This window comes from Microvirga sp. P5_D2 (genome assembly GCF_054049475.1).
Genome location: NZ_JBFUMH010000009.1, coordinates 1 through 17,027 on the forward strand (window position 1 = coordinate 1; position 17,027 = coordinate 17,027).

The 17,027-nt window shown below is 63.1% G+C and carries 16 protein-coding genes and 3 tRNA genes; 12 read left to right on the forward strand and 7 right to left on the reverse strand.

Annotated features, from left to right (window positions below):
* Positions 1 to 3: 3 nt before the first annotated feature.
* A complete protein-coding gene (gene tuf, locus ACXJKO_RS04995; protein ID WP_457089983.1) occupies positions 4 to 1,194 on the reverse strand; it encodes an elongation factor Tu in 1,191 nt (396 codons plus the stop codon).
* 446 nt (positions 1,195 to 1,640) lie between these two features.
* Between tuf and ACXJKO_RS05000 the strand changes: the two genes are divergently transcribed.
* Positions 1,641 to 1,910, forward strand: coding sequence for a hypothetical protein (locus tag ACXJKO_RS05000; protein WP_457089984.1), 270 nt, complete (start codon positions 1,641 to 1,643; stop codon positions 1,908 to 1,910).
* An 87-nt stretch (positions 1,911 to 1,997) separates the two neighbouring features.
* Here ACXJKO_RS05000 and ACXJKO_RS05005 read toward each other — a convergent pair.
* Both ACXJKO_RS05005 and ACXJKO_RS05010 read right to left on the reverse strand, forming a co-directional pair.
* Positions 1,998 to 2,071 (reverse strand) — tRNA-Gly (locus ACXJKO_RS05005).
* Between the two features lie 18 nt (positions 2,072 to 2,089).
* A tRNA-Tyr gene (locus ACXJKO_RS05010) sits at positions 2,090 to 2,174 on the reverse strand.
* 229 nt (positions 2,175 to 2,403) lie between these two features.
* Between ACXJKO_RS05010 and ACXJKO_RS05015 the strand changes: the two genes are divergently transcribed.
* Complete coding sequence (locus ACXJKO_RS05015) at positions 2,404 to 3,228, forward strand: TrmH family RNA methyltransferase (protein WP_457090065.1); 825 nt, start codon at positions 2,404 to 2,406, stop codon at positions 3,226 to 3,228.
* A gap of 278 nt (positions 3,229 to 3,506) precedes the next feature.
* Complete coding sequence (locus tag ACXJKO_RS05020; protein ID WP_457089985.1) at positions 3,507 to 5,171, forward strand: MFS transporter; 1,665 nt, start codon at positions 3,507 to 3,509, stop codon at positions 5,169 to 5,171.
* Between the two features lie 77 nt (positions 5,172 to 5,248).
* Here ACXJKO_RS05020 and ACXJKO_RS05025 read toward each other — a convergent pair whose 3' ends face one another.
* Positions 5,249 to 5,464, reverse strand: coding sequence for a hypothetical protein (locus ACXJKO_RS05025; protein ID WP_457089986.1), 216 nt, complete (start codon positions 5,462 to 5,464; stop codon positions 5,249 to 5,251).
* Between the two features lie 239 nt (positions 5,465 to 5,703).
* On the opposite strand from ACXJKO_RS05025, the gene ACXJKO_RS05030 reads away from it, so the two are divergent.
* The 3 genes from ACXJKO_RS05030 to ACXJKO_RS05040 all read left to right on the forward strand — a co-directional run bounded on the left by ACXJKO_RS05030 (position 5,704) and on the right by ACXJKO_RS05040 (position 7,927).
* Positions 5,704 to 5,778, forward strand: a tRNA-Thr gene (locus ACXJKO_RS05030).
* Between the two features lie 165 nt (positions 5,779 to 5,943).
* Positions 5,944 to 6,747 carry a TrmH family RNA methyltransferase gene (locus ACXJKO_RS05035; RefSeq protein ID WP_457089987.1) on the forward strand — a complete coding sequence of 268 codons (804 nt, stop codon included), beginning with the start codon at positions 5,944 to 5,946 and terminating at the stop codon, positions 6,745 to 6,747.
* A gap of 199 nt (positions 6,748 to 6,946) precedes the next feature.
* Positions 6,947 to 7,927, forward strand: coding sequence for an MBL fold metallo-hydrolase (locus ACXJKO_RS05040; protein ID WP_457089988.1), 981 nt, complete (start codon positions 6,947 to 6,949; stop codon positions 7,925 to 7,927).
* An 18-nt stretch (positions 7,928 to 7,945) separates the two neighbouring features.
* On the opposite strand, the gene cutA is transcribed toward ACXJKO_RS05040, so the two are convergent.
* Positions 7,946 to 8,269 carry a divalent-cation tolerance protein CutA gene (gene cutA, locus ACXJKO_RS05045; protein WP_457089989.1) on the reverse strand — a complete coding sequence of 108 codons (324 nt, stop codon included), beginning with the start codon at positions 8,267 to 8,269 and terminating at the stop codon, positions 7,946 to 7,948.
* A gap of 54 nt (positions 8,270 to 8,323) precedes the next feature.
* Here cutA and ACXJKO_RS05050 point away from each other — a divergent pair, with 54 nt between their 5' ends.
* Genes ACXJKO_RS05050 through ACXJKO_RS05060 form a run of 3 tightly spaced genes read left to right on the forward strand, consistent with a single transcriptional unit; the run spans position 8,324 to position 10,495 of the window.
* Positions 8,324 to 9,097 (forward strand): NAD kinase, encoded by a 774-nt coding sequence (locus tag ACXJKO_RS05050; RefSeq protein ID WP_457089990.1) that lies wholly within the window; start codon positions 8,324 to 8,326, stop codon positions 9,095 to 9,097.
* A gap of 46 nt (positions 9,098 to 9,143) precedes the next feature.
* Positions 9,144 to 9,623: a MaoC family dehydratase gene (locus tag ACXJKO_RS05055; protein WP_457089991.1), complete on the forward strand. Its 480-nt coding sequence runs from the start codon at positions 9,144 to 9,146 to the stop codon at positions 9,621 to 9,623.
* Complete coding sequence (locus ACXJKO_RS05060; RefSeq protein WP_457089992.1) at positions 9,623 to 10,495, forward strand: HpcH/HpaI aldolase/citrate lyase family protein; 873 nt, start codon at positions 9,623 to 9,625, stop codon at positions 10,493 to 10,495. The genes ACXJKO_RS05055 and ACXJKO_RS05060 overlap by 1 nt, the downstream gene beginning before the upstream one ends.
* Here ACXJKO_RS05060 and ACXJKO_RS05065 read toward each other — a convergent pair.
* Positions 10,492 to 11,100 carry a flavin reductase family protein gene (locus ACXJKO_RS05065; protein ID WP_457089993.1) on the reverse strand — a complete coding sequence of 203 codons (609 nt, stop codon included), beginning with the start codon at positions 11,098 to 11,100 and terminating at the stop codon, positions 10,492 to 10,494. The genes ACXJKO_RS05060 and ACXJKO_RS05065 overlap by 4 nt on opposite strands.
* Before the next feature lie 17 nt (positions 11,101 to 11,117).
* Positions 11,118 to 11,681, reverse strand: a complete 564-nt coding sequence (locus tag ACXJKO_RS05070) for a nitroreductase family protein (RefSeq protein ID WP_457089994.1) — start codon at positions 11,679 to 11,681, stop codon at positions 11,118 to 11,120.
* Positions 11,682 to 11,970: 289 nt separating this feature from the next.
* Between ACXJKO_RS05070 and ACXJKO_RS05075 the strand changes: the two genes are divergently transcribed.
* From ACXJKO_RS05075 to ACXJKO_RS05085, 3 genes are all read left to right on the forward strand, one after another.
* Positions 11,971 to 14,403: a YfhO family protein gene (locus ACXJKO_RS05075; protein WP_457089995.1), complete on the forward strand. Its 2,433-nt coding sequence runs from the start codon at positions 11,971 to 11,973 to the stop codon at positions 14,401 to 14,403.
* 21 nt (positions 14,404 to 14,424) lie between these two features.
* Positions 14,425 to 15,369: a hypothetical protein gene (locus ACXJKO_RS05080; RefSeq protein ID WP_457089996.1), complete on the forward strand. Its 945-nt coding sequence runs from the start codon at positions 14,425 to 14,427 to the stop codon at positions 15,367 to 15,369.
* Positions 15,370 to 15,463: 94 nt separating this feature from the next.
* On the forward strand, positions 15,464 to 16,840 hold the full coding sequence (locus ACXJKO_RS05085) for a CBS domain-containing protein (RefSeq protein WP_457089997.1): 1,377 nt from the start codon (positions 15,464 to 15,466) through the stop codon (positions 16,838 to 16,840).
* Positions 16,841 to 17,027 lie beyond the last annotated feature (187 nt).

Here is a 17,027-nt window from a genome sequence, read left to right on the forward strand (position 1 = left end):
CAATTAATCCATCACGGCGGCGACGACGCCGGCGCCGACGGTGCGACCGCCTTCACGGATGGCGAAGCGCAGCTTCTCTTCCATGGCGATCGGCGCGATCAGCGTCACTTCCATCGTGATGTTGTCGCCCGGCATCACCATCTCGGTGCCTTCCGGCAGCGTCACCACGCCCGTCACGTCGGTCGTGCGGAAGTAGAACTGCGGACGGTAGTTGCCGAAGAACGGCGTATGACGGCCGCCCTCTTCCTTGGTCAGGATGTACGCCTCGGCCTTGAACTTCGTGTGCGGCTTGATCGAGCCCGGCTTGCACAGCACCTGGCCGCGCTCCACGTCCTCGCGCTTCGTGCCGCGCAGCAGAACGCCCACGTTGTCGCCGGCCTGGCCCTGATCGAGCAGCTTGCGGAACATCTCGACGCCCGTCACCGTCGTCTTCACGGTGTCGCGCAGACCCACGATCTCGACTTCCTCGCCGACCTTGACGATACCGCGCTCGACGCGACCCGTCACCACCGTGCCGCGGCCCGAGATCGAGAACACGTCTTCGATCGGCATCAGGAACGGCAGGTCGATCGGACGCTCCGGCTGCGGGATGTAGGCATCGACCGCTTCCATCAGCTTGAGAACCGCCTCGCGGCCGATCTCCGGCGACCGGTCTTCCAGAGCGCACAGGGCCGAACCCTTGACGATCGGAATGTCGTCGCCGGGGAAATCGTACTTCGACAGAAGCTCGCGCACCTCGAGCTCGACCAGGTCGAGCAGCTCGGCGTCGTCGACCATGTCGACCTTGTTCATGAACACCACCAGCGCCGGCACGCCGACCTGACGCGCCAGCAGGATGTGCTCGCGGGTCTGCGGCATCGGGCCGTCGGCCGACGACACCACCAGGATCGCGCCGTCCATCTGCGCCGCACCGGTGATCATGTTCTTCACATAATCGGCGTGGCCGGGGCAGTCGACGTGGGCATAGTGGCGGTTGGCGGTCTCGTACTCGACGTGCGCCGTCGAGATCGTGATGCCGCGCGCCTTCTCTTCCGGCGCCTTGTCGATCTGGTCGTACGCTGTGAACGTCGCGCCGCCGGCCTCCGCCAGAACCTTCGTGATCGCAGCCGTCAGCGACGTCTTGCCATGGTCAACGTGACCAATCGTTCCGATGTTGCAGTGCGGCTTGTTGCGCTGAAACTTTTCCTTCGCCATCGATCTCTACCTTGCATAGGCCAGGAACAAAAAACCTAGGGCGTCCCGATATTGCGGTTGCGCTGTTTGCGCAAGAGCCAATTTCAATATTGGGTCGCATAGTTTTGGATGACGCGGCCGATTGGGTCATCCAGGAAAGCATTGCCCAGGAGCGTGCCGCACATCTTCTAACCGGCTGAAACCTTGGCGTTTTATCGTGAAAAGCCAAGGTTGCCATCCGAAACCGGACCTCGACGAGATCGGTATCGCTTCAAAAAATGCGCTGAGCCGCAGACGCTATTTCGACACTCGGCCCCTTATTTTCAAGCCGGATCGACGCACCGCTCTTCCGATTCCAATGGGTCGATTGTCTACCAGACCGGCAACTTCCCTTTGGAGAACCCGAAACGGTCAAGGCGTCTTGTAGCCCTCCCCTGTGCATCCCATATTTCGCCAGGGAGACAATGATGCGGACGATCTATTTTATTCGCCCCACCGGAGCACAGCCGAGCGGCCCGTGGAGTACATTGATCAGGTTTGGCGTAGGGATCATGGCCGCTGCCGCGCTGTTGATCATGATGCTGGTCGGACTGGTCGTTGTCCTGCCCGTCATGCTCATCGGCGGCATCGGTTTTTACGTCTTTCTGCGTCGCAAGCTGCGGCAGGCTCAGCAGCAGCGACAGGCGGAGGACGGAATCATCGACGCGGAATACACTATCGTCGAACGCCGCGACTGACGGGCGCCCCAAAGCATTCCATACGGGTGGAATCAGCGTCGGCAGATCATGGAAGAGGCGTAGGCCGGGATTTCATGGCAGAGAGAATGGAGCGGGTGAAGGGAATCGAACCCTCGTATTCAGCTTGGAAGGCTGCTGCTCTACCATTGAGCTACACCCGCATACTTCTCAAGTTGGGATGGTGGGGGAAGTAGGACTCGAACCTACGAAGGCATAGCCAGCGGATTTACAGTCCGCCCCCTTTGCCGCTCGGGACATTCCCCCTAAGCCCAACCCTGACGCAAAGCGTCGAGGTAGTCCCGAAGCAGCCCGCCTGGGGTGGGCGCTCGGTGGCGTTCTTATGGTGACCCTCTTGGCCCCTGTCAACAGCAAAGCGCAAGGCAAGTAGAGGTTATTATGACATCGTCATGCGTCGGCCTTTGATGGGTTCATGAAAGCAGCCCGCCTGTGCTATGGGCGAGCCTTCGAGCATTCTGAAGAGATCAAGAGCATCATGAGCGAGCGCCCCTATACCTCCCGCAAGCCGAAATTCCAGCGCCAGCACGGAAAAGGCGGCCGCAGGGATCAGCAGGCCTGGCGCCCGCCCCATGAAATCGACACCACGATCCTCTATGGCTGGCACCCGGTCGCGGAGGCCCTGCGCAACGGAAAGCGGACGATTCGCCGTCTGCTCGCCACCGAAAATTCCATGCGACGGCTGGAAGAGGAACTCGGCGTCCCGCTGTCAGTGCAGCCCGAGATGGTGCGCCCGGACGAGATCAACCGCCTGCTGGAGCCGGACGCGGTTCACCAGGGCCTTTATCTCGAAGCGGATCCCCTGCCCTCACCCACCATCGATACCTTGAGCGGTGAGCGCGTCGTGCTGGCCCTCGACCAGATCACCGACCCGCACAACGTGGGCGCCATCGTGCGCACCGCCGCCGCTTTCGGAGTCGAGGCGATCATCACCACCGCGCGCCACAGCCCGGCAGCCACGGGCGTTCTGGCGAAATCCGCCTCGGGCGGCCTCGAGCATGTACCCTTCATGATCGTGCGCAATCTCGCCGACACGCTGAACGCGCTCGGCGAACGCGGCTTCCAGCGCATCGGCCTTGATTCGGAAGGCGGTGCGAATATCGACGAACTGCCGCTTCGCCTCCCTCTGGTCCTCGTGCTGGGCTCGGAGGGCAAGGGATTGCGCCAAAGAACGCGGGATTGCTGCGACGCGATTGGACGCCTGGACATGCCGGGAGCCATCAAAAGCCTCAACGTCTCCAATGCAGCCGCCATCTCGCTTTTTGCTGTGACAAAGGCCGTTACGTCAGGCGCAGCAAAGTAAAGACACGGCCTGTTCAAGTCTCTGACTCGGCCCAACTTTCTACCGCATGTCCCAATGCTTAGACGGAAGTCGCAAATACGAATTGGGAATTGTGGAGCGTTGTATTGGCGCTAGCCTTACCTTCCAAGGATTCCTGATTGCGCCCTGCAATCACGATGCCTCGGCCCGAGCCCTCAAGCGGCTCAGGCCCGTCCCGGCGGAGACCGGGCTTAGTAATGGAAGGGAACGCTATGGCAACAGCAGCCACAACAACGCGCCCGGCATCGGCAGTCAGGCCGATGACGCGCGAAGAGAGAAAGGTCATTCTGGCCTCCTCTCTCGGTACCGTCTTCGAATGGTACGATTTCTATCTCTACGGGTCTCTCGCAACGATCATCGGCGCGCAGTTCTTCTCCGCCTTCGATGTGACGACCCGTAACGTCTTCGCCCTGCTCGCCTTCGCGGCAGGCTTCCTCGTGCGCCCCTTCGGCGCCCTGGTCTTCGGTCGCATCGGCGACCTTGTGGGTCGTAAGTACACCTTCCTGGTCACCATCCTGATTATGGGCTTCTCGACGTTCTTCGTCGGCCTCTTGCCCAGCTATAACCAGATCGGTTGGGTCGCCCCTGTGGTGCTCATCGCGCTACGCATGCTGCAGGGCCTCGCCCTCGGCGGCGAGTACGGCGGTGCCGCAGTCTACGTGGCCGAACATGCCCCGGTGGGCCGTCGCGGCTTCTACACCAGCTTCATCCAGATCACGGCGACCGTGGGCCTGCTTCTGTCCCTGGTCGTGATTCTCGTGCTCCGCACCTGGATGGGCGAGCAAGGCTTCCAGACCGGTGAAGGCTGGCCGATTGCCGGCTGGCGTATTCCGTTCCTGCTCTCCGTCGTCCTGCTCGGCATCTCGGTCTGGATTCGTATGCAGATGCACGAATCCCCGGCCTTCAAGAAGATGAAGGACGAAGGCACGCAGTCGAAGGCTCCGCTCAAGGAAGCGTTCGGCCAGTGGAGCAACCTCAAGATGGTGCTGATCGCCCTGGTCGGTCTTGCCATCGGTCAGGCTGTGGTGTGGTACACGGGCCAGTTCTACGCCCTGTTCTTCATCCAGAGCATCCTCAAAGTCGATCTGCTCACCTCGAACGTGCTCATCGCATGGTCGCTGATCCTCGGCACCGCCGGCTTCGTGATCTTCGGCGCGCTGTCCGACAAGATCGGCCGCAAGCCGGTCATCCTCGGCGGCTGCCTGCTCGCGGCGATCACCTACTTTCCGCTGTTCCACAGCCTCACCAACGTCGTCAGCCCGAACCTGACCCAGGCTCTGGAAACGGCGAAGGTCCAGGTCGTGGCCGATCCGGCCGCATGCGGCTCGGTGTTCGACCCGGTCGGCATCCGCACCTTCACCGCTCCGTGCGATATCGCCCGCGTGGCGCTCGCCCGTTCGGCCGTGAAATACGAGCTGGTTCCGGCCGCTGCCGGCACCCCCGCGAAGGTGACTTTCAACGGTAAGGACGTTGCCATCGCTCCGGCCATTCCGGCCAACATCACGGCGTTCACAGCAGCCGCGACCGAAGTCGGCTACCCGAAAGCCGGTGATCCGAGCATCCTGAAGGTCGGCGGCTTCTTCAACGCTCTCAGCAATGCTCAGGCCCTCAAGGCCATCGGCATCCTGACCATCTTCGTGATCTACGTCACGATGGTGTACGGCCCGATCGCGGCGGCCCTGGTCGAGTTCTTCCCGACCCGCATCCGCTACACGGCCATGTCGCTGCCCTACCACATCGCCAACGGCTGGTTCGGCGGTCTGCTGCCTCCCACCGCCTTCGCGATGGTGGCCGCTACCGGCGATATCTACTACGGCCTGTGGTATCCGATCGTGATCGCTCTCGTGACCTTCGTGGTCGGCCTCCTCTTCGTGCCGGAGACCAAGGACCGCGATATCCTGACCTACGAGGGTCCAGCTCGCTAAAACCTCAAACCATATCGACAAAAGGAAAGCCCCGCCTCACGGCGGGGCTTTTCACTTTCAGTATCGCCGACCGGCAATCAGTAGCAGGTGGTCACCTTGCGCACGATCCAGCCTTCGCCCTCGACGAACAGGCGCTTGCGTGATTGCGAGCAACTGAGGCCATCGTCCGAGGGTTGGATCGAGCCGGTTGTCTCGGGGTCCTTTACCGCCACTGCGGTCGGGCTCTTCGTCTCGACCTTGGCGACTTTGCCGTCACGGACAACCGCATAAGCAGCTTCAGCCGGGAGAGCCATGAACGCCAGGCCGGCAGCCAGGGTCAGGCAAGCAATCAGACGAGTTCCGCCACCGAGGGAAGAATTTTTATTGTGATTCGAAACCCTTAGGGCAGTCATCGTAACGTCTCCTTAACCATCACCGTCCATATAATCCCATAATCGGGCGATGGTTGCGGTGCGCTGGAGCACTTAATTTTTACGTCTCGATGGAACTTGCGTCCTGGGATCGGTGCTGCTACCTCAACACCCGAAAGTCAGCCGGTGTAGCACAGCGGTAGTGCAGCGGTTTTGTAAACCGAAGGTCGGGAGTTCGATCCTCTCCACCGGCACCACTTTCCTTAAATCCGCAGCACGACGAAATTCCGGCTCCAGGGGATCTCGTCCTTGCCCAACTCTCGTGAGCGCCTCGATCCAAGGGCTGATCGGAAGATAAAGTCGTTGTTCCCGCTTGCGGATCGCCATAGGCAGTCCGGTGGAGGACAACCGAAAAGACGCTGATGCCGATTCCAATTCTCGACCCCGACGATCCCCGGATCGAACCCTACCGCGCCGTGCGCGAGCGGGATCTCGTGGGGCGGCGGCATCGCTTCATCGCTGAGGGAGAAGTGGTTCTCCGTGTGTTGCTGAAGCAGCCGCGCTTCGAGATCGAGTCGCTTCTTCTCGCCGAGAACAGGCTGGACAGCCTCGCCGATGCGCTCGCCTCGCTAAAGCCGGATGTGCCGGTCTACACCGCCAACCGCACGGTGATGGATGCAATCGTCGGCTTCCCGATCCATCGCGGCATTCTCGCAGTAGCCCGAAAGCCGGTCCTGCCGCCCATCGACGAATTCCTGAGCACCATACCGGACGATGCACTCGTTGTCGGACTGATCGGGCTCGCCAATCATGACAATGTCGGCGGTATCTTCCGCAACGCCGCCGCCTTCGGCGTGCAGGGCGTGTTGTTGGACCAGGAAAGCTGCGACCCGCTCTACCGCAAGGCGATCCGCGTATCCGTGGGTGGGGCACTTGTGGTGCCCTTCACCCGCGCGGCCTCTGCCAGCGCCATGGTGGAAGCCCTGCAAGCGGCCTCCTTCGAGGTCATCGCCCTCTCGCCGTCGGGACGTGAGGTTCTGTCCAAGGTCAGACCTGCACGACGCACCGCCCTGCTGCTTGGCGCGGAAGGTCCGGGCCTTCCTTCCGATCTGCTCGCCAGAACGCGCACGATCTCGATCCCCATGAGCGGCGGCTTCGATTCCCTCAACGTCGCCACCACGAGCGGCATCGCCTTGCATCATCTGGCATCGGGAACCCTTTCCTGATCGCCGACTTGTGAAGACATTCTTCCTTGTTTCGAAGCGTGGCCGTTCTAGGCTCTACAGCATCGGACCCAAAAGTGGATTTGCACTTTTGGGGCCAATCCGATGCTTTTTTCTTTAACAAGAGCATCGTGTGATCCGGAAAACCGAATCCACTTTTCCGCACGATGCTCATGGCATCGAACCCGGGAGGACGATCTTCATGACTCTGACACGCCGTACGATTCTTGCCGGCACCGCGCTCGCGGCTGCTCCCATCGGAGGCTCCGCCGCCTTGGCCCAGACCAGCACCACCCCGGCCCCGAGCGCCGCCTCAAGTCAGGCTCCCGGCTTCTATCGCTACAAGGTCGGCGATCTCGAAGTGACGGCCATCAATGACGGCTTCGCCCGCCGCCCGGTGGAAGGCTTCATCAAGAACGCCGAGCTCAAGGACGTGCAGGCCGCCTTGCAGGATGCCTTCCTGCCGACGGACGCCTTTCCGATCACCTTCAACACCCTCGTCCTGAACCAGGGCGGCCGGATCACCCTCATCGATACCGGAAACGGCGATTCCGGCGCGCCGACCTCCGGCCGCTGGATGGAGAATTTCCGCGCCGCCGGCTTCGATCCGGCAAAGGTGAACGCGGTCGTCATCAGCCACTTCCATGGCGATCACATCAACGGCCTGCGCCTCAAGGACGGCACGGCGGTGTTCCCGAATGCCGAGGTGCTGGTTCCGGCGGCTGAATGGGCCTTCTGGATGGACGATGCCCGCATGAACCAGGCCCCCGAGGCCATGAAGGGCGGTTTCCAGGGCGCACGCCGCGTGTTCGGTCCTATTGCCAGCGCCGTGAAGCGCTACGAGGCGGACAAGGAGGTCGTGCCCGGCCTCACCAGCATCGCCGCCCCCGGCCATACGCCCGGCCACACGGCCTACATGCTCTCCTCGGGGTCGGGTAAGCTGATGATCATGTCGGATGTCACGAACCACCCGGCCCTCTTCGTTCGCAACCCGGATTGGTCGGCCGTTTTCGACATGGATCCGGACCAGGCTCGCGCCACCCGCCGCAAGATGCTCGACATGGCCGCCAGCGAGCGCGCCCAAGTGGCGTTCTATCACGCCCCCTTCCCCGCCACCGGCCATATCGCGAAGGACGGCAACGGCTTCCGCTTCGTGCCGGTGCAGTGGAGCGCTACGGTCTGATCCAAGAACGCGGGCGGCTCAGCCGCCCGCCGTCTCCCCGAATATCCATTCCAGGGTGGCCGCATTTGTGCCTGCGGGCTCGATGAAGAGGATGACCGGCGTCTCGTAGGGATGCCGCTCCTTCAAAGCCTGCTGCACCCGCTCCTGAAGCCCCTTTCGCGTCTTAAGGATGCCGACGACCTCCTCGCCCCGCTCCACCTCTCCTTTCCAGGCATAGACCGAGCGCATGCCGGGCAGCGCGTTGATGCAGGCGATCAGGCGATCGCGCACAAGGCTTTCCCCAATCGACAGGGCCGTGTCCATATCGGGAAAGGTTGTATAGACGAGGAGTGGGCGATCCATGCTATGCCTCTCAAGGATGATCAGCCGGTTGGGGCGCAACAAGGGTATCTGGGCATGGCCCGCCGTTTCAACACTATTGCATTCGTCGCGAGCAAAGCCCCTGACGCCGAGAGCGCTCTTCAGGAGCTGCAGGGGCGTTACGAGCATGTGGCGCCCGAGGAGGCCGATGTCATCGTAGCGCTTGGGGGTGACGGCCTCATGCTCCAGACCCTGCATCGGTTCATGGGCACGGCGAAATCCATCTACGGCATGAACAAGGGAACCGTCGGTTTCCTGATGAACGAATTCAGGGGCGAGGATCTGTTCGAGCGTCTCGAGAACGCCGAGCGCGGCGTGGTGCACCCCCTCCTCATGGTCGCCTGGGATGTGCATGGCGTCGCCCACACGGCCCGCGCCATCAATGAAGTCTCCATGCTGCGGCAGACGTATCAGGCGGGAAAGCTGCGCGTGAGCATCGACAACCGCGTGCGTATTCCCGAGCTTATCGCCGACGGGATTCTCGTCGCCACGCCTGCGGGCTCGACGGCCTACAATCTTTCGGTCGGCGGCCCGATCCTGCCGCTGAATTCGCCGCTTCTGGCTCTCACCCCGATTTCCGCCTTCCGCCCCCGCCGCTGGCGCGGCGCGCTGCTGCCGGATTATGGAAAGATCGAGGTCGAGGTGCTTGAACCCGAGAACCGCCCCGTGAGCGCGGTGGCCGACCACACGGAATTCCGCAACGTCGCGCGGGTGCATGTGTCCATGGACAGAAGCGTCGACCTCGTGATGCTTCACGATCCCGGTCACAGCCTGGACGAGCGCATCCTGCGCGAACAGTTCGGTTACTGAAATCTCTGAGGCATGATCAACATGCCCGTCTTGAGGAGAACACGTCATGAATGACGAGAGCAGGCACCCGCGCGGCGGCCTTTACTTCGAGGATTTCACCATCGGCACGACCATCAAGCATCGCCTGACCCGCACTGTGACGCAGATGGACAACATGCTGTTCTCCAACATGACCCTCAATCCGCAGCCGCTCCATATCGACGCGCATTTCTGCGCCACCGAGACGGAATGGGGCAAGCCGCTCATGAACTCCCTGTTCACGCTGGGCCTGATGATCGGCATCTCCGTCAACGACACGACTGTGGGCACGACCATCGCCAATCTCGGCATGACGGATGTGAAGTTTCCAGCGCCCTTGTTCGAAGGCGACACGATCAACGTGACGACGGAAATCGCCGACAAGCGCGAGTCGAAATCGCGTCCCAATGCGGGCATCGTCGATTTTATCCACCGCGCCTACAAGCAGGATGGAACTCTCGTCGCCGAGTGCCGCCGACAGGCTTTCATGCGCAAGAGGAACGCCTGATGCGTTCACTGCTTTTCGTTCCGGGCGATAGCCGGAAGAAACTCGACAAGGCGCTGACATCCGGCGCCGATGTTCTGCTGATCGATCTCGAAGATTCTGTCGCTCTCAGCGCCAAGGACGAAGCGCGCAAAGTCACCGCCGCATTCTTGACGGAGCATGCGAACAGCACGGATCGCCCACGCCTCTACGTGCGCGTGAACGGCCTCACCACCGGGATGCTCGATGCAGATCTCGACGGCGTCATGCGATCCGCTCCGGACGGAATCGTGCTGCCGAAAACCATAGGCGGAACGGATGTGGCGCATCTCGGCGCGAAGCTCGCGGTGCGTGAAGCGGAGTTCGGCCTCACTGATGGCGCAACGCGCATCCTCGCCATCGCGACGGAAAACGCCGCCGGCGTCTTCGCACTCGGCACATTCGCCGGTTCGAGCCATCGCCTCATGGGCATGACCTGGGGCGGCGAAGACTTGTCCGCCGATCTCGGCGCGGAGGCCAATCGCGACGAGAGCGGCGCTTATACCGATCCCTATCGCCTCGCCCGTTCGCTGACCCTGTTCGGCGCGGCATCGGCCGGCGTCGATGCCATCGATTCCGTCTTCACGAATTTCCGCGACATGGAAGGCCTCGCCGCCGAGTGCCGTGCATCGCGGCGCGACGGCTTCGTGGCGAAGATGGCGATCCATCCGGCGCAGGTGCCGGTGATCAACGACACCTTCACGCCTTCGCCCGAGGCCATTGCCCGTGCGAAAGCCGTCATCGAAGCCTTCAAGGCCAATCCCGGCGCAGGCGTCGTCGGCGTCAACGGCGAGATGCTGGACCGCCCGCATCAGCTGCGGGCGGAACGGTTGCTGAAGCGCTCGAACCGCGACTAATCGCTCGGCCGGATGATCGAGAACTTCGTGTCCGATGTGGAGACGAAATAGTCGCGGTATCCGGCGCGCGCGATGGGGCGCATGGCGGCGGTGTCGACGAGGCCGTTCACGATGTAGCGGTCGTCGATATGGATGCCGACAACCTGTCCGATGACGAGATAATACGAAGGCTCGCCGCCRTCGAGCGGGGTCAGCGGCACGGTCTGAAGCCACTTGCATTCGAGGGCTGCCGGTGCATCCGCCACACGCGGCGGCTTGACCATTTTCGAGGGTGCGGCGGTGAGCCCCGCATGCTCCATCTCGTTCACGCCGCGCGGCAGCACCGCCGAGGTGGCGTTCATCTTGTCCCGCAGATCGTAGGTCGCGAGGTTGCAGACGAACTCCTTCGTCTCCTCGATGAACGTGAGCGCGTCCTTCTTCCCCGCTGAGGAGAACGCCACCATGGGCGGACGCTCCGAGATCGCGTTGAAGAACGAATAGGGCGAGAGGTTGATCTCACCCTTCGCGCTCATAGCCGTGATCCAGCCGATGGGCCGGGGCGTGACGATGGCCTTGAAGGGATCATGCGGCAGGCCGTGGGCGTTCGAGGCGGTCTCGTAGAACATGAGATCTTTCCGACGGATCAGAACCGGGTGACGATATCGGCGAGGCTGGGACGGTCGCGGTCCGGTGGCGTCTCCTGGGCCGTGCCGATATGGATGTAACCCGCGATCCGCTCATCGGGCGCAAGGCCGAGCGCGTCGAGGACGCGGCGGTCGAAGGCGGCCCAGCCGGTGAGCCAGGACGCGCCATAGCCGAGGAAGGTCGCGGCGGTGACGAGGTTCATGCAGACGGCGCCCGCCGAAAGCTCCTGCTCCCATTCGGGGATCTTCGCGTGCGGGCCTGCACGGGACACTACCGCCACCACGAGGGGAGCCATGGCGAAGCGGTTGCGCTCCACAGTCAGCTTTTCCTCGTCGGCGTCCGGATTGTCGGCCTTGAAGGCACCGACCAGAACCTCGCCCATCCGCTGCCGGGCTTCGCCCTCGATGAGAATGAAGCGCCAGGGCGCCAGCTTGCCATGGTCCGGCACCCGGGAGGCCACCTTGAGCAGGGTCTCGACCTCCTCGATGCCGGGGCCGGGCGCGCCGAGCCACCGGGGCGGGACCGAGCGGCGGCTCAAAAGGCGGGAAATGCTTTCATTCATAGGATCTTCATTCGGTTTGCATAATGTGGAACAATGAGGGCGGGTCCCTCGCGAGGGCAGCAGACGGCAGGATGGTTTCTTGCCATGGTCTTGCCGTCTTACTGCTATTCACAAGCGCGGGTTTTCCAGGATGAAGGCCGTTGCAACGAAAAGAAGCAGCGACGGATGTATAGGGGGAGTGCGGTCATACGCCAAGCAGGTTTCCGGCCTGTGGCGAGCCTTGCGGCTTGCCGAAGATGGGCCTGAGAAGGAACTGGCGTAAAGCCGCTTGAAGGACATGCAGACATCCATGCTTGGGCTTTCCGGCCCCATTTCCTCGCCTGATTGGTCGAGGCGCCAAACGCTCCTGGCCTTTGCCCTGATCCTGGCCGCCTGGGCCCTTGCTGCGGCCATCTGGCCCCTCACGGGCTCCGTCGTGCCTTGGGATTCGAAGAACCAGTTCTACCCTACCCTGCGCTATCTCGGCGCAGCCCTCGCCCACGGTGAGCTGCCCCTCTGGAACCCCTACCATTTCGGCGGCCACCCTTCGGCGGCCGATCCGCAATCCCTTCTCTTCACGCCGACCATGCTGCTTTTCGGCTGGCTCAACCCCGAAGCCTCGATGCAGGCCTTCGACGTGGCGGTGTTCGCGCATTTGCTGCCTGGCGCGCTGGCCTTTGTGCCGATCTTCCGCCGTCGTGGCTGGCACTCGGCCGGCGCGGTGGTGGCTGCCATCGTTTTCATGCTCGGAGGCTCGGCCACGGCCCGCCTGCAGCATACGGGCATGATCTTCAGCTACGGCTTCTTCCCCCTCGCCTTCTGGCTGCTCGAAGAGGCGCTGGACCGCCGCTCCTATCTCTACGCCGTGCTGTTCGCTGTCAGCGCTGCCATGATGGTCGTCGGGCGCGATCAGGTGGCCTTCCTCTGCGCGTTGACCCTCATCGCCTATGCCGCCTATCGCATCTGCCGCGACGAGCGCCCCTTGAGCTTCCTGTGGTCTCGCCTTGGCATCCTGGTGTCCATGGCGCTGCTCGGCGCCACCCTGCTGGCGGTGCCGGTCGTCCTGACGCTACAATTCCTGGCCACCTCCACGCGCCCCTCCTTCGGCTTCGGCGTCGCAGCCATGGGCTCCCTGCCGCCGCAGAGCTTGGCCACCATCCTCTTCGGCAACATCTTCGGGTCGCTCCGCTGGACCTACGATTACTGGGGCCCTGATTGGCACAGCATGGCCGAGGGCACCTGGACCGACCGGGCCACGAACTACCTGTTCATCGGCACGATCCCGGCCCTCTTCATCGTCTGGCACGGCATTGCCGGCGGACGGCTCTTCGCGCGCGAGTTCCGCTTCTTCCTCGTGGTCGGCCTGCTGGCGCTCTTTTACGCGCTCGGCCGCTATACTCCCGGCTTCGAGGTGATCTTCGATGCCATTCCCGGCGTGAACCTCTATCGCCGCCCAGCCGACGCCACCTTCCTCATCAACATCATCCTGGCCTTCTCCGCCGGCTATCTGGTCCACCGTTACGCGGTCGAGGGCATGCCGCGCTGGGACAGGAACACCCTCGGCCATTTCCGCATCGGCCTGCCGCTCCTGGCCGGCGGCCTGGTGGCCGCAGCCATCGCCAGCGCCCTCGCCTTCGCCATCAAGGGTGGCTTCGTCACCCCGGCCCTGTTTGAGACCTCCGCCGGATTGACGGCGGCGCTGCTTGTCATGGCGCTGGTCGCCAAGTTCAGCGGCCCCCACCATCGCCGCGAGGCCGTCGCGCTTGCACTTGTTGTGCTGACCGGTGGTGAGCTGATTTCCCGCCACGCCGCCTCCGCTCTCAACGCCGAGCCTGCCGGGCGCTACACGGTGTTCACGGCGCTGCCGCCCGAGCAGTTGCAGGGCCTTCAAATCCTCAAGCGTGAACTCGCCGACCGGCATGCGCAAGGCGAGTATCCGCGCGTCGAGATCCTGGGGCTTCGCGGCTCCTGGCAGAACGCTTCCATGGTCCTCGAGATCGAGGACATCATCGGCTACAATCCRCTCCGTCTCGCCGATTACGAGCGCGCCATCGGTCCGGGCGAGAATGCCGAGGACCCGAACCTGCGCAGCTTCCCCACCTCGTTCCGGGGCTACGAATGCGAGCTCGCGAGCCTGCTTGGACTCGACTATCTCGTACTGGATCGCCCGGTCGAAAAGCTGCCGCGCCACTTCCCCCGGCTGACGGATGCGGAGATCGTCTACGGCACTGGCCGCATGTGGATCTACCGCCTCAACACCTCGAGCCCGAGAGCCTATCTGGCGCATCATGTGCAGCCCGTGGATTCCGAATCCGTTCTCGGCGCGGAGGAGTTACCCGAGTTCAAGCGCGACACGGAAGCCCTGATCGACCTCGAGAGCATGCCGCTCCTGAAGGCTCATTACGCCCCCGTTCGCCCGGTGGCAGATGCGCCCAGCAGCAAGGTGCGCATCGTGGAATACAAGCGCAACTCCGTCACCCTTGATGTGGAGAGCGACGCGCATGGCATTCTCGTGCTGCACGATATCTACTATCCTGGCTGGGAAGTGAGCGTGGACGGTGAGCGCCGTCCCATGCTGCGCGCCAACCTGCTGTTCCGCGGCGTGGAAGTTCCAGCCGGAAAGCATCGTGTCGAATTCATCTTCCGCCCCATGTCCATGGAGAACCTCGTGTCCGCGGCGAGCGACCTCGTGGAGACCGAGGCTGCACCGATCCAGACCGCAATCGCCACGCCGCTCAAGTAAGCGAAACCCGATAATCGTTTGATGATACCGTTTGTGAAACCAGTTCTTTCCCTTGTGAGCCTAGCCGCGCTGCTCGGTGCCTCCGCTGCATCCGCGCAGAGCCTGAACCCGGCGCTCGGCCAACCGCTCGGCCCGCCGCAGACCCTTGGTCCCGCGCCCGGCATGCCCTCCCTGTCTCAGACCCCGCCCCCTGCGACCACCACGCGGCAGGTGATGGTGAATGCCGGCGCGGTCTTTGCCGGCAACAACGAGCCGATCCGCTCCGGCCTCGTCTGGCGCGTGTTCGAGGACAAGGGCGATACAACGCAGCCGGTCATCATCACGCGCTCCAACAGCCCCAGTCCAAGCTTCACCCTCGCGCCGGGCAACTACATCGTGCATGTCGCCTATGGGTTTGCCAGTGCCTCGAAGCGCATCACGGTGCAAAGCGGCAGTCTCAACGAACGCCTCGTGGTGAGCGCAGGCGCGCTTCGCCTGAAGGGTGCTGTCGGCGAAAGCCCGATTGCGCCGAACCGCCTGAGCTTCTCCGTCTACGTGCCGGAAGCGCAGAACTCCGAAGGACGGCTCGTCATCGCCAATGCCAAGCCGAACGACATGATCCGCCTGCCCGAAGGCACTTACCACGTGGTTTCCACCTATGGCGATGCGAACGCCATTATGCGCAGCGACCTGAAGGTCGAATCCGGCCGCGTGACCGAGGCGACGCTGAACCATCGCGCCGCCACCGTCACGCTCAAGCTCGTCGGCTCCGCAGGCGGCGAGGCTTTCGCGGGCACGACCTTCAGCGTGCTCACCCCCGGCGGCGACGTGATCCGCGAGGCCATCGGCGCTTTTCCGTCAGTCACGCTTGCGGAAGGCGACTACGTGCTGATCGCCCGCCACGAGGGCAAGGTGTACACGAAGGAGTTCAAGGTCGAGAGCGGCCTCGACCGGGATATCGAAGTTCTCGTGACACCCAATCCCTGAACCTTTCCGGTTTCCTGGTGTTGACCGATCACCAATTCGGTCGCGCCTGACCTGCCCAATCCCCCAAGGCGTGACCTTGAGAGGGATGAAGCTCATGAAAATTTCAGACATCATGACTCGTAATGTGCGCGTGGTCGCTCCCGAGCGGACGATCCAGGAAGCCGCGCGGCTCATGGACGAGATGAATGTGGGCGTTCTACCCGTCTGCGACGGGCGCCGCCTGCGCGGCATGGTCACCGATCGCGACATCACCGTGCGCGCGACCGCTGCGGGCCTGCCTCCCGATACGACGCGCGTTCGCGACATCATGTCGGACAATGTGTGGTGGTGCTTCGACGACGACGATGTCGGCCATATCGTGCAGCTGATGAGCGATCACCAGATTCGCCGCCTGCCTGTCGTCGATCATGACAAGCACCTCGTCGGTATCGTCGCCCTGGGCGACATCGCGACCGACAGCGAGGGCGACGCTTCGCGCGCCCTGAGTCGAATTTCCACCCCATCCGAGCCGGATCGTTCAGGCACACCGACGAGCATGCGTGCGGACCAGACCCGCCGAGGCGGCGAGTCCCGTCTGACCGGCGACGAGCGGCGCGAGCTTAATCGACGCATGCAAAGCGACGATGATGAATCACATCATCGCCCGTATGATTATCGTGAACACGGCAGACGCGGTGGCTCCCGGCGAGACGAAAGGCGTGGCGGCGTCGAGTTCCGCTTCCGCGATGAGGACGACGTGCGCGCCGCGTTCGGCAGCTTCGGCTATCCTAGCGAGGAGAACATGCGCGACGCCCGCATGCGCGGCGGCTTCGGTGGTGACGGCTATCAGAGCTACGGCGATGAATATGCCGGTCGCGGTTCCGCCGGTCGCGGCTATCGCCCCAAGCGCTATGGCGCTTYCACCATCACCGGCGACCGCGCCCGCCCCGRCGACGACAGCAGCGAGAACGACCGCCGCATGCAGGACCGCGAGCGCACATGGTCTCTCGTGAACGAGCGTCGCGACCACAGCAATTACGGTGTCGGCCCCGGCAACACCCGCTTCGGCAACGACGCCACCGCCAGCCGCGGCGAAGTGCGCCGCGACGATCATCGCGGACGCGGACCGCGCAACTACCAGCGCTCCGACGACCGTATCCGCGAGGATGTGAACGAGCGTCTCAGTGACGATGTGCGTGTTGATGCATCCGAGATCGAGGTGACGGTGCAAGGCCGAGAGGTGACACTCACCGGCACCGTGCGCGACCGCAATGAGAAACGCTGGGCCGAGGATATCGTGGAGGCGGTGGCAGGCGTGAGCCATGTGCAGAACAATCTGCGCGTGGGCCAGACGCAGGGCCAGCGCACGACTAGCACGGAAGCCGGCGATGCCACTGCGGTCGCCGGCAAACCCGGCAGCGATACGGCAGGAACTTCGTCGGGCGCAGCTTCTAGTGGACGCAAGACAGGACGTCAGCAGCAGACGAGCTGAGAGCTTTTTCCCATAATCTGCTCTCATCCTGAGAAGCAGACATAGTCTGCGTCTCGAAGGAGGCTCCAGAGCGTACTGGGCGATCCTTCGAGACGGTCGCTACGCGACCTCAGATGAGGGCAGAGTATCCTGAAACGAAAAAAGGCGGCGCCTCCTTCACGGAAGCGCCGCCTTTGTTCATTCGCAG

What these genes read in the sequence shown, in the direction of transcription:
- tuf (WP_457089983.1), bottom strand. Translation starts at nt 1,194, where the DNA reads ATGGCGAAGGAAAAGTTTCAGCGCAACAAGCCGCACTGCAACATCGGA.
- ACXJKO_RS05000 (WP_457089984.1), top strand. Translation starts at nt 1,641, where the DNA reads ATGCGGACGATCTATTTTATTCGCCCCACCGGAGCACAGCCGAGCGGC.
- ACXJKO_RS05015 (WP_457090065.1), top strand. Translation starts at nt 2,404, where the DNA reads ATGAGCGAGCGCCCCTATACCTCCCGCAAGCCGAAATTCCAGCGCCAG.
- ACXJKO_RS05020 (WP_457089985.1), top strand. Translation starts at nt 3,507, where the DNA reads ATGACGCGCGAAGAGAGAAAGGTCATTCTGGCCTCCTCTCTCGGTACC.
- ACXJKO_RS05025 (WP_457089986.1), bottom strand. Translation starts at nt 5,464, where the DNA reads ATGGCTCTCCCGGCTGAAGCTGCTTATGCGGTTGTCCGTGACGGCAAA.
- ACXJKO_RS05035 (WP_457089987.1), top strand. Translation starts at nt 5,944, where the DNA reads ATGCCGATTCCAATTCTCGACCCCGACGATCCCCGGATCGAACCCTAC.
- ACXJKO_RS05040 (WP_457089988.1), top strand. Translation starts at nt 6,947, where the DNA reads ATGACTCTGACACGCCGTACGATTCTTGCCGGCACCGCGCTCGCGGCT.
- cutA (WP_457089989.1), bottom strand. Translation starts at nt 8,269, where the DNA reads ATGGATCGCCCACTCCTCGTCTATACAACCTTTCCCGATATGGACACG.
- ACXJKO_RS05050 (WP_457089990.1), top strand. Translation starts at nt 8,324, where the DNA reads ATGGCCCGCCGTTTCAACACTATTGCATTCGTCGCGAGCAAAGCCCCT.
- ACXJKO_RS05055 (WP_457089991.1), top strand. Translation starts at nt 9,144, where the DNA reads ATGAATGACGAGAGCAGGCACCCGCGCGGCGGCCTTTACTTCGAGGAT.
- ACXJKO_RS05060 (WP_457089992.1), top strand. Translation starts at nt 9,623, where the DNA reads ATGCGTTCACTGCTTTTCGTTCCGGGCGATAGCCGGAAGAAACTCGAC.
- ACXJKO_RS05070 (WP_457089994.1), bottom strand. Translation starts at nt 11,681, where the DNA reads ATGAATGAAAGCATTTCCCGCCTTTTGAGCCGCCGCTCGGTCCCGCCC.
- ACXJKO_RS05080 (WP_457089996.1), top strand. Translation starts at nt 14,425, where the DNA reads ATGATACCGTTTGTGAAACCAGTTCTTTCCCTTGTGAGCCTAGCCGCG.